General features: G+C 73.4%; 10 protein-coding genes and 1 pseudogene. 7 read left to right on the forward strand and 4 right to left on the reverse strand.

The annotated features are described in order from the left end of the window. The first annotated feature begins 188 nt into the window (after positions 1–188). The 4 genes from JNW91_RS27225 (at position 189) to JNW91_RS27240 (ending at position 1,754) form a co-directional block, all read left to right on the forward strand. Positions 189–623, forward strand: a complete 435-nt coding sequence (locus JNW91_RS27225) for a phage holin family protein (protein ID WP_203178270.1) — start codon at positions 189–191, stop codon at positions 621–623. Continuing rightward, a complete protein-coding gene (locus tag JNW91_RS27230; RefSeq protein ID WP_203178271.1) occupies positions 620–994 on the forward strand; it encodes a DUF3618 domain-containing protein in 375 nt (124 codons plus the stop codon). The genes JNW91_RS27225 and JNW91_RS27230 overlap by 4 nt, the downstream gene beginning before the upstream one ends. Beyond that, the gene (locus JNW91_RS27235; RefSeq protein ID WP_203178272.1) at positions 991–1,263 is read left to right on the forward strand and encodes a DUF4235 domain-containing protein; all 273 of its coding nucleotides are present in this window, start codon (positions 991–993) and stop codon (positions 1,261–1,263) included. The genes JNW91_RS27230 and JNW91_RS27235 overlap by 4 nt, the downstream gene beginning before the upstream one ends. A 287-nt stretch (positions 1,264–1,550) precedes the next feature. Next, positions 1,551–1,754, forward strand: a complete 204-nt coding sequence (locus JNW91_RS27240) for a cold-shock protein (RefSeq protein WP_088962828.1) — start codon at positions 1,551–1,553, stop codon at positions 1,752–1,754. A 107-nt stretch (positions 1,755–1,861) separates the two neighbouring features. Here the strand turns inward: JNW91_RS27240 and JNW91_RS27245 are convergent, their stop codons facing one another. Continuing rightward, positions 1,862–2,056: a hypothetical protein gene (locus tag JNW91_RS27245; RefSeq protein WP_203178273.1), complete on the reverse strand. Its 195-nt coding sequence runs from the start codon at positions 2,054–2,056 to the stop codon at positions 1,862–1,864. Positions 2,057–2,153: 97 nt separating this feature from the next. After that, positions 2,154–3,137, reverse strand: coding sequence for an aldo/keto reductase (locus JNW91_RS27250; RefSeq protein ID WP_203178274.1), 984 nt, complete (start codon positions 3,135–3,137; stop codon positions 2,154–2,156). A gap of 83 nt (positions 3,138–3,220) precedes the next feature. Here JNW91_RS27250 and JNW91_RS27255 point away from each other — a divergent pair, with 83 nt between their 5' ends. Beyond that, on the forward strand, positions 3,221–4,015 hold the full coding sequence (locus tag JNW91_RS27255) for a trans-aconitate 2-methyltransferase (protein WP_203178276.1): 795 nt from the start codon (positions 3,221–3,223) through the stop codon (positions 4,013–4,015). Next, complete coding sequence (locus tag JNW91_RS27260; protein WP_203178278.1) at positions 4,012–5,034, forward strand: adenosine deaminase; 1,023 nt, start codon at positions 4,012–4,014, stop codon at positions 5,032–5,034. Before JNW91_RS27255 ends, JNW91_RS27260 begins: the two co-directional genes overlap by 4 nt. 213 nt (positions 5,035–5,247) lie before the next feature. Here the strand turns inward: JNW91_RS27260 and JNW91_RS27265 are convergent, their stop codons facing one another. Beyond that, positions 5,248–6,651, reverse strand: a complete 1,404-nt coding sequence (locus JNW91_RS27265) for a HAMP domain-containing sensor histidine kinase (RefSeq protein ID WP_203178279.1) — start codon at positions 6,649–6,651, stop codon at positions 5,248–5,250. A 29-nt stretch (positions 6,652–6,680) separates the two neighbouring features. After that, the gene (locus JNW91_RS27270) at positions 6,681–7,370 is read right to left on the reverse strand and encodes a response regulator transcription factor (RefSeq protein WP_139586301.1); all 690 of its coding nucleotides are present in this window, start codon (positions 7,368–7,370) and stop codon (positions 6,681–6,683) included. A gap of 73 nt (positions 7,371–7,443) precedes the next feature. Here JNW91_RS27270 and JNW91_RS27275 point away from each other — a divergent pair. Further along, a pseudogene (locus JNW91_RS27275) lies at positions 7,444–8,362 on the forward strand (ADP-ribosylglycohydrolase family protein). Positions 8,363–8,461: the final 99 nt, after the last annotated feature.

Below are 8,461 nucleotides of genomic sequence, written 5' to 3' on the forward strand. Positions count from 1 at the left end.
GTGGGAGGTTTGGGCGGGCTTGGGTGGGGGATCCGGCTGCCGGACCTCTCTATCGCGGTCGCGGGCCGAGGGCCGGATTTGGCGGCGCGGCGATCGGACGACAGGGACGGAGACCTGCTCGGCGCGCTTTAGGATTGACGGGCGGCGACTCCGGGCATACAGCGCGGTGATGAGGAAAGGAGGACAGCATGGCTGACGTGGCGAATGCCCGCACATCCCACAACGGGAGCGAGCCCTCCACCGCCGAGCTGGTGCAGCGGGCCACCGAGCAGGTCTCCCGTCTGATACGGGACGAACTGACGCTGGCCCGGGCGGAGTTGACCCAGAAGGGCAAGCACGCCGGCATCGGGCTCGGCCTGTTCGGCGGCGGCGGCGCTCTGGCGTTCTTCGGCCTGGGCGCGCTGGTCGCCACGGCGATCCTGCTACTCGACCTGGTGCTGCCCGCCTGGGCTGCCGCGCTGATCGTGGGGGTGGCCTGTTTCCTGGTGGCCGGCGTCCTCGCCCTGGTGGGCAAGAAGCAGGTCAGCCGTGCGGTCCCGCCGGTTCCGGCGGCTGCGGTGCGCAGCCTGCGGGCCGACGTGGACACCGTCGCCGCCGCGGTGAAGGACAGGGGACGGGCATGACGGGCAACGGGACCGGTGACACGGAGGCCCTCCGCGAGGAGATCCGTCGTACCCGGGTCGAGTTGGGCGAGACGATGGAGGCGCTGGCCGCCAAGGCGGACGTCAAGGCGCGCCTGAAGGAGTCCGCCGGGCAGGCACGGGAGCGGATGCGCGAGCAGGCGGCGCAGACCGTGGCCCGGGTCCGCGGGCAGGCCGCGCGCGGGGCCGGGATGGCGCGCGCGCAGGCGCACGAGAAGGGCGAGCTGGTGCGCGCCCAGGCGCATGAGAAGGGCGAGCTGGTGCGGCGCAACCCGCTGCCCTGGGCGACGATCACCGCCGGTGCGGTCGCCGCCGTGGTGTTATTGATGATCGTTCGGGGGAGGCGTAGGTGAGCAAGAGCATCGGCAGGGTCGCGTACCGGCCGGCCGGCGTCCTTCTGGGTATCGCCGCGGGTACGGTGGCGGGCGCGATCTTCCGGCAGGTCTGGAAGGTCACCGCGGGCGACGGTGAGGCGCCCAACGCCACCGACGAGGATCGCGGCTGGGGCGAGATCCTGGCCGCCGCGGCACTTCAGGGGGCCATCTTCGCGGTGGTCCGGGCTGCTGTGGACCGGGGCGGAGCGGTCGGCGTCCGCCGGATGACCGGCCACTGGCCGGACTGACCACGCATCGACATCGGCCCCCTTCCCGTATCGACGGGAAGGGGGCCTTTCGCACGGCGGCACCGGCCGCCCAGCGATCTCGGACATCCGTCAGGTCACATGTCGGAGAAATTCGTCGGAGAGGTCGTGACAGACTTTTTGGGTACGTGATTTGCTGGTCCACGCTGTTGCGAGATGGCGTGGGTCGAGAGAAGTCCCCTTCGTGGGGGCCGCCTCAGGCGCCGCCGCTCGAAACGGCCGATCGGCCGCACGGCGTGCACGGCCACCAGTTTTAGAAGGAGATACACATGGCGCAGGGAACCGTGAAGTGGTTCAACGCTGACAAGGGCTTCGGCTTCATCACCGTCGACGGCGGGGGTGCTGACGTGTTCGTCCACTTCTCGGCCATCCAGTCCAGCGGCTACCGCTCGCTGGAGGAGAACCAGCGGGTGGAGTTCGAGATCGCTCAGGGTCAGAAGGGCCCGCAGGCCGAGCAGGTCCGTCCCATCTGAGTAGTGTGGCCGGCCCCCGCCGGCCAGTGGGACGATCCGGCAGGGATCGTTGTGCAGCCCCGTATCCCCTCCGGGATGCGGGGCTTTCCACGTGTCGGGCCGGTGGGTCAGGGTCGGCGACGCGACCGTAGGCCGAGCCAGATCACCACCAGCCCGGCCAGCGCCACGATCGGGCCGAGCACCGCCCAGAGCCGTTCGTCGGTCATCACGCTGCCGGAGACGTAGCCGAGGCCCTGCACCGTCCACACCGCACCGATCACGACCGCCAGCAGGCCGAGGGTGAGCGTGAGCCAACCCCTCATCGCTTCCCCTCTCCACGGGACGGTCGGGGGTCGCGCCGCCCCGGGCACCCAGCATCGTCGACCGAGCGGCGCGATGCGAGCACCCGGGGTGGGCGGGTCACCACCGGTCGTGCACCTGCGGGCGGATCAGCTCGTCGTAGACCTCGCGTACCCCCGCCAGTTGCTCGGCCGTGAGCGGCGGCTGGGCCGCCGTGGCCGCGTTGCGCCGCGCCTGGTCGGCGTCGCGGGCGCCGGGGATGACGACGGTGACTCCGGGCTGGTCCAGCACCCAGCGCAGGGCGAACTGCGCCATCGTGCGGTCCGCGTCGACCAGCGGCGCGAGCCGGCGTACGGCGGCCAGGCCCCGCTCGTAGTCGACGCCGGAGAACGTCTCGCCCACGTCGAATGCCGCGCCGTGCCGGTTGTAGTTGCGGTGGTCGTCGGCGGGGAACTCGGTGTGCTCGTCGTACCGGCCGGAGAGCAGCCCGCTGGCCAGCGGTACCCGGGCGATGATGCCGACCCCGGCCGCCGAGGCCGCTGGCAGGACGCGCTCCAGCGGCTTGTGACGCACCGCGTTCAGGATGATCTGGACGCTGGCCACGCCCGGTCGGGCGATGGCGGTGAGGGCCTGGTCGCAGGTCTCGACGCTGACCCCGTACCCGGCGATGGCCTTCTCGGCGACGAGGGTGTCCAGGGCGTCGAAGACCTCGTCGGAGGCGAAGACGGCGGTCGGCGGGCAGTGCAGCTGGACCAGGTCCAGTGTGTCCATCCCCAGGTTGGCCCGGGACCGGTCGGTCCACTGCCGGAAGTTGGCCAGGGTGTACGCCTCCGCCCGCTGCTCGACGCGGCGTCCCATCTTGGTGGCGACGGTCAGTCCGGCGTCGGGGCGGCTGCGTAGGAAGCGGCCGATGAGCTGTTCGCTGCGGCCGTCGCCGTACACGTCGGCGGTGTCGAGGAAGGTCACTCCGGCGTCCACGGCGGCGGTGAGCACGGCCATCGCGTCGGTCTCGCTGACGGTGCCCCAGTCGGCGCCGAGTTGCCAGGCGCCCAGGCCGACCACTCCGACGGTCCGGCCGAGCCGGTTGAAGCTGCGCTGTTCCATGCCCCGAGCCTAGTGATCGGGTTGCCGGGCTGCCACGGGAGCCGTACCTTAAGCAAGACGGACGTACGGTTTGGGAGGCGACGATGTGGGATCCGACGACGTACCTGCGCTACGGAGACGAGCGCTCCCGACCGTTTCACGACCTGGTGGCCCGGATCCCGGCCGAGCGACCCCGGACCGTGGTCGACCTCGGTTGCGGCCCCGGGCAGCTCACCGCCACCCTCGCCGAGCGCTGGCCGACGAGCCGGGTGGTCGGCCTCGACTCCTCGCCCGAGATGATCGACCGGGCCGCCGCCCTGGACACCCCTGTCGACTTCGCCGTCGCCGACGTGCGCGACTGGCGACCGGCCGGTGACGAGGACGTGGTGGTCACCAACGCCGTCCTCCAGTGGATCCCCGGCCACCGGGACCTGCTGCGCCGCTGGGTCGCCGAGCTGCCCGCCGGCGCGTGGCTGGCCATGCAGGTCCCCGGCAACTCCGACGCCCCGTCCCACCGGGCGCTGCGCGAGGTCGCCGGCCGCCCCGCCTGGAGCGCCGAACTGGCCCCGCTGCTGCGCGCCGACCCGGTCGACGACCCGGTCGACTACGCCGCGTTGCTGACCGCCGCGGGGTGCGCGGTGGACGCCTGGGAGACTACCTACGTGCACCTGCTGCCGGCCCCGTCCGCCGCCGACCACCCGGTGCTGGCCTGGATGGAGGGCACCGCGCTGCGTCCGGTCCGGGCCGCGCTGGACGCCGCCGGCTGGTCGGCCTTCCGCGCCGAGCTGGGGGTACGGCTCGCCGCCGCCTACCCGGTCCGGCAGGGGCAGGTGTACTTCCCGTTCCGCCGCGTCTTCGTCGTCGCGCACACCGGCGACCCTGTCGAGGAGATCCTGTGACCGACCTGACCACCTTCATCGCCGGCCTGCCCAAGGTGGAGCTGCACGTGCACCACGTCGGCTCCGCCTCGCCCCGGATCGTCGCCGAGCTGGCCGCCCGGCACGAGGGCCGCACGCCCGTGCCGGCCGACCCGGCGGCGCTCGTCGACTACTTCGAGTTCCGCGACTTCGCGCACTTCGTCGAGGTCTACCTCAGCGTCGTCGACCTCATCCGCGACCCCGAGGACGTCTGGCTCCTCACCCACGAGGTCGCCCGGGAGCTGGCCCGCCAGCAGGTCCGGTACGCGGAGCTGACGATCACGCCGTACTCGCACGTGCGTCGGGGCATCCCCGCTCCGGCGTTCTGCGAGGCGATCGAGGACGCCCGCAAGCGCGCCCTGGACGACTTCGGTCTCGACCTGCGCTGGTGCTTCGACATCCCCGGCGAGGCCGGCCTGCCGGCCGCCGAGGAGACGCTGCGCATCGCGCTGGAGGAACGCCCCGACGGGCTGATCAGCTTCGGACTGGGCGGTCCGGAGATCGGCGTACCCCGTCCGCAGTTCCGCCCCTACTTCGACCAGGCCCGGGCGGCCGGACTGCGTTCGGTGCCGCACGCCGGGGAGACCACCGGCCCGCAGACCGTCTGGGATGCGCTGCGCGAGTTGGGCGCCGAGCGGATCGGTCACGGCATCTCCGCCGCGCAGGACCCGGAGCTGCTCGCGTACCTGGCCGAGCGGCAGATCGGAATGGAGATCTGCCCGACGTCCAACGTGCGCACCCGGGCCGTGGCCAGTCTCGACGAGCACCCGCTGCCCCGACTCGTGGAGGCCGGCCTGCTGGTCACCATCAACTCCGACGACCCGCCGATGTTCGGCACCACCCTCAACGACGAGTACGCGGTGGCGGCCCGGCTGCTCGGGGCGGGACCGCAGGGGCTGGCCGGGTTGGCCCGCAACGCGGTGACCGCGTCCTTCCTGGACCCGGCCGGTAAGCAGCGGATCACCGCCGAGATCGACGCCCACCTCGCCGCCGCCGGCTGAAGCGGGCGGGGGAGCAGGGCGCGCGGCGGGAGCGTGGGTGTGGGGGGACCTGTGACTCCCGCCGCGCGCGCGGCTCCACCGACCGGTGGGTGCACGGTGCGGTGGCCGGTGGAACTGGTGGGTTCGTGTGTCGATCCTGTCAGCCCGCGGCTGATCCGCCTCGGTCGTTAACCGCGATCTAAGGAAGACTTGCGCCGGGGCACAACCCGGGCTTCAGTCGTCGGTGGGGCGCTGCCGGGGCCACCGGCGCCCGCTGGCCTTCTGCTCCCGGGCGTCACGCGCCATCCGGCCCACCAGGCCGAAGCGGCTGACCTGCCGGGGCGTCGCCTCCGGGTCGGCGAGCAGCATCACCACGCTCGCGCCGCCCAGCCGGGCCCGGTCGATGCTCACCGACCCGTTCGCCTGCAACGCCACCCGCTTGGCGATGTCCAACCCGAGCCCGGTCGAGCCCTGGTCGCTGGTCCCCCGACGCAGCGCCCGGTCCGGGTTGGCGATGCCGGGGCCGGCGTCGTCGATGCGGATCGCCACGTACCCGTCACGGCGGGACACCGCCACCTCGAACGCGGTGCCCTGCGGCGTGTAGCGGAAGACGTTGCCGATCACCGCGTCCAGCGCGGCGGCCAGCTCGGCGCGTGGCACCGGCGCCGGGATGCGCAGCTGCGCGCCGGTCACCCGCTGCGGTCGGTTCTGGTCGCCAGCGAGGGCCGCCCAGAACACCATCCGGTCCCGAACCACCTCGCTGACGTCGCACATCGCCGGCCCGGCCTCGTGCGCCACCGCCTTGCGGGTGGTCTTGATCAGCACGTCGATCTCACCCTCCAGGGTGACGATCGCCTGCCGGATCCGCCGGATCCCGCGCCGGCGGTCCAGTTCGGCCTCGGAGAACGAACCCACGCTGGTGTCGTCGGACTCCAACGCCTCCGCGTCCAGCCGCAGCACGGTCAACGGCGTCCGCAGGCGGTGCGACAGGTCGGCCACCAGCTCCCGCTCGTCGGTGCGCGCCGCGTCCAACCGGTCGGCCATCCGGTTGAAGGCGTACCCGGCCTCGGCCAGCTCCCGTGGGCCGGTCGGGTCCACGCGGACCCCGAGATCGCCGTCGCCGATCGAGAGGGCGGCCTTCACCAGACCGCGGGTCGCGTCCACCGCGCGACCGGCGACCCGGTCGACCACCAGCACCGCCGCGCCGGCCAGCGCCGCGCCCACCGCGAACAGCAGCAGCCAGGTGCCGCCGGCACCCTCGTCCAGCGTCGAGTCGGGCACGAACACCTCGACCACCGCCGTCCGGTCGCCCAGCACCACCGGGTCGAGCCGGACCACCCCGCCGTCGACGTCGGCGACCAGCGAACGACGCTCGGCGCGGGCCTGGTCCAGGTCGGTGCCGCTGGCCCGGCCGGCGGACTCGTCCAGCCCCAACCCGTGCACCACCGGCCGCGTCGGCGCGCCCTCGGTGCTGGCCACCACGGCCCGCTCGACCACCGCCGGGTCGGTGCTCACCGCCAGCGCGCCGGTCACCAGCGCGCTGCGCCGGGCCGCCTCGGCGATCGCCTCCTCCCGGCTCTGCTCACGCAGACTCAGCCCGAGGGGGATCAGGAAGGCGAGCGCGACGAGACTGCACATGCCGGCCGTGAGCAGGGCCAGCGCCGACCTCAGTCCGGCGCCACCAGCCGGAACCCGACCCCCCGCACGGTGCGCAGGTAGCGCGGCTTCGCCGCGGACTCGCCCATCTTTCGGCGGAGCCAGTACAGGTGAACGTCGATGGTCTGATCCTCGCCGACCGATGGCTGACGCCATACCTCCTCCAAGAGCTCCCGGCGGGACACTACCCGCCCGGGTCGTGCGGCGAGATACGCCAGCAGGTCGAATTCCTTGCGGGTCAGCGCCAGCGCCTCCCCGTCGAGCTGTGCGCTGCGCTCACCGACGTCCACCCGCAGACCGCCGACGGTGTGCACCGCGGGCTGCACCGTCCGGCTGGCCCGCCCGGCCCGCCGCAGCACGGTGGTGATCCGGGCGTCCAGGTGCGCGCCGGTGAACGGCTTGACCATGTAGTCGTCGGCGCCGGCGCGCAGCAGCTTCACCACCGACTGCTCGTCGTCACGGGCGGTGGCGATGATGATCGGGACGTCGGTGATGCCGCGCAGCATCCGCAGCGCGTCCGAGCCGTCCAGGTCGGGCAAACCGAGGTCCAACACCACCAGGTCGGGTGTCTCCGCGGCGACGCGGCGCAGGGCGTCCAACGCCGTACCCACGGCGTGCACGGCGTGCCCCCGGTCGGTGAGGGACCGCAGCATCGCGCCGCGTACGACGTGATCGTCTTCGACCAGGAGCACGGAGGCCACGACAAGACCGTACTTGGCCTGGCAAGTTGATCGCGTTGCGACGTACCTGGGAAGGGGGCAAGCTGGTACGACGATGTCGTTCACGCTGTTCGTCGATGCCCGCCTCGCGCTCGCCCGGGACAGCCTCGCCGGCCTCTCCACCGGCGACGCGCTCGGCGCGCGGTACTTCCTGCCGGGCTCACCCGGGGCCGATCCCGGCGCGGGCCCCCTGCCTCCGGCGCCCTGGGAGTGGACCGACGACACCGAGATGGCGTGCTCGGTCCTCGCCGAGCTGGCCGACGTCGGCGGCATCGACCGGGACCGGCTGGCGCTGGCGTTCGCCCAGCGGTGTTCTCCGCACCGGGGCTACGGCGCCGGAGCGATGACGATCCTGCGGCTGATCCGCACCGGCACGCCGTGGCCGTTGGCCGCCGCGTCCGCCTTCGACGGCCAGGGCTCCTGCGGCAACGGCGCGGCGATGCGGGTGGGCCCGTTGGGCGCGTACTTCGCCGACTCGACCGCCCGCGCGGCCGCGCAGGCCCGCGCGTCGGCCGAGGTGACCCACGCGCACCCGGAGGGGATCGCCGGCGCGGTCGCGGTGGCGGTCGCCGCCACGCTGGCCGCCCGTGCCCGCCTCGACGGGCACCGGCCGGCCCCGAGCGGCTGCTCGCCGGGATCGCCTCGTCGTCGACGCGGGCAGCGAGGTGTACCGCAGTGTGACCCGGGCGGTCGGCCTGCTCGGCCGTCCGTTGCCCCGGGTGGTGGCCGCGCTGGGCAACGGCTCCCGGGTGACCGCCCAGGACACCGTCGGGTTCGCCCTCTGGGTGGCCGCCACCCACCTCGACGACTATCCGGCGGCGATCCAGCTCTGCGTCCGCGCCGGCGGGGACATGGACACCACGGCCGCCATCGCCGGCGCGGTGGTGGCCGCGTACACCGGGGTCGGCACGCCCGGTGGGGTGCCGGAGCCGTGGCTGGCCGCCCGCGAGCCGCTACCCACCTGGGTGCCCTGACCACCTCGCGCGGCAGCACGCTCGTCAGGACGAGGCCGGCCGGATCCTGTCGCGGATGCCGCGTCGGCCGTCCACCGACCTGGGCGGGGGTCGCCGGAT

The organism is Micromonospora parastrephiae (assembly GCF_016802865.1).
Taxonomy (GTDB): domain Bacteria; phylum Actinomycetota; class Actinomycetes; order Mycobacteriales; family Micromonosporaceae; genus Micromonospora; species Micromonospora parastrephiae.

Excerpts from the sequence above, each read along its gene's own strand:
- JNW91_RS27225 (WP_203178270.1), top strand. The coding sequence starts at position 189 with ATGGCTGACGTGGCGAATGCCCGCACATCCCACAACGGGAGCGAGCCC.
- JNW91_RS27230 (WP_203178271.1), top strand. The coding sequence starts at position 620 with ATGACGGGCAACGGGACCGGTGACACGGAGGCCCTCCGCGAGGAGATC.
- JNW91_RS27240 (WP_088962828.1), top strand. The coding sequence starts at position 1,551 with ATGGCGCAGGGAACCGTGAAGTGGTTCAACGCTGACAAGGGCTTCGGC.
- JNW91_RS27245 (WP_203178273.1), bottom strand. The coding sequence starts at position 2,056 with ATGAGGGGTTGGCTCACGCTCACCCTCGGCCTGCTGGCGGTCGTGATC.
- JNW91_RS27250 (WP_203178274.1), bottom strand. The coding sequence starts at position 3,137 with ATGGAACAGCGCAGCTTCAACCGGCTCGGCCGGACCGTCGGAGTGGTC.
- JNW91_RS27255 (WP_203178276.1), top strand. The coding sequence starts at position 3,221 with ATGTGGGATCCGACGACGTACCTGCGCTACGGAGACGAGCGCTCCCGA.
- JNW91_RS27265 (WP_203178279.1), bottom strand. The coding sequence starts at position 6,651 with ATGTGCAGTCTCGTCGCGCTCGCCTTCCTGATCCCCCTCGGGCTGAGT.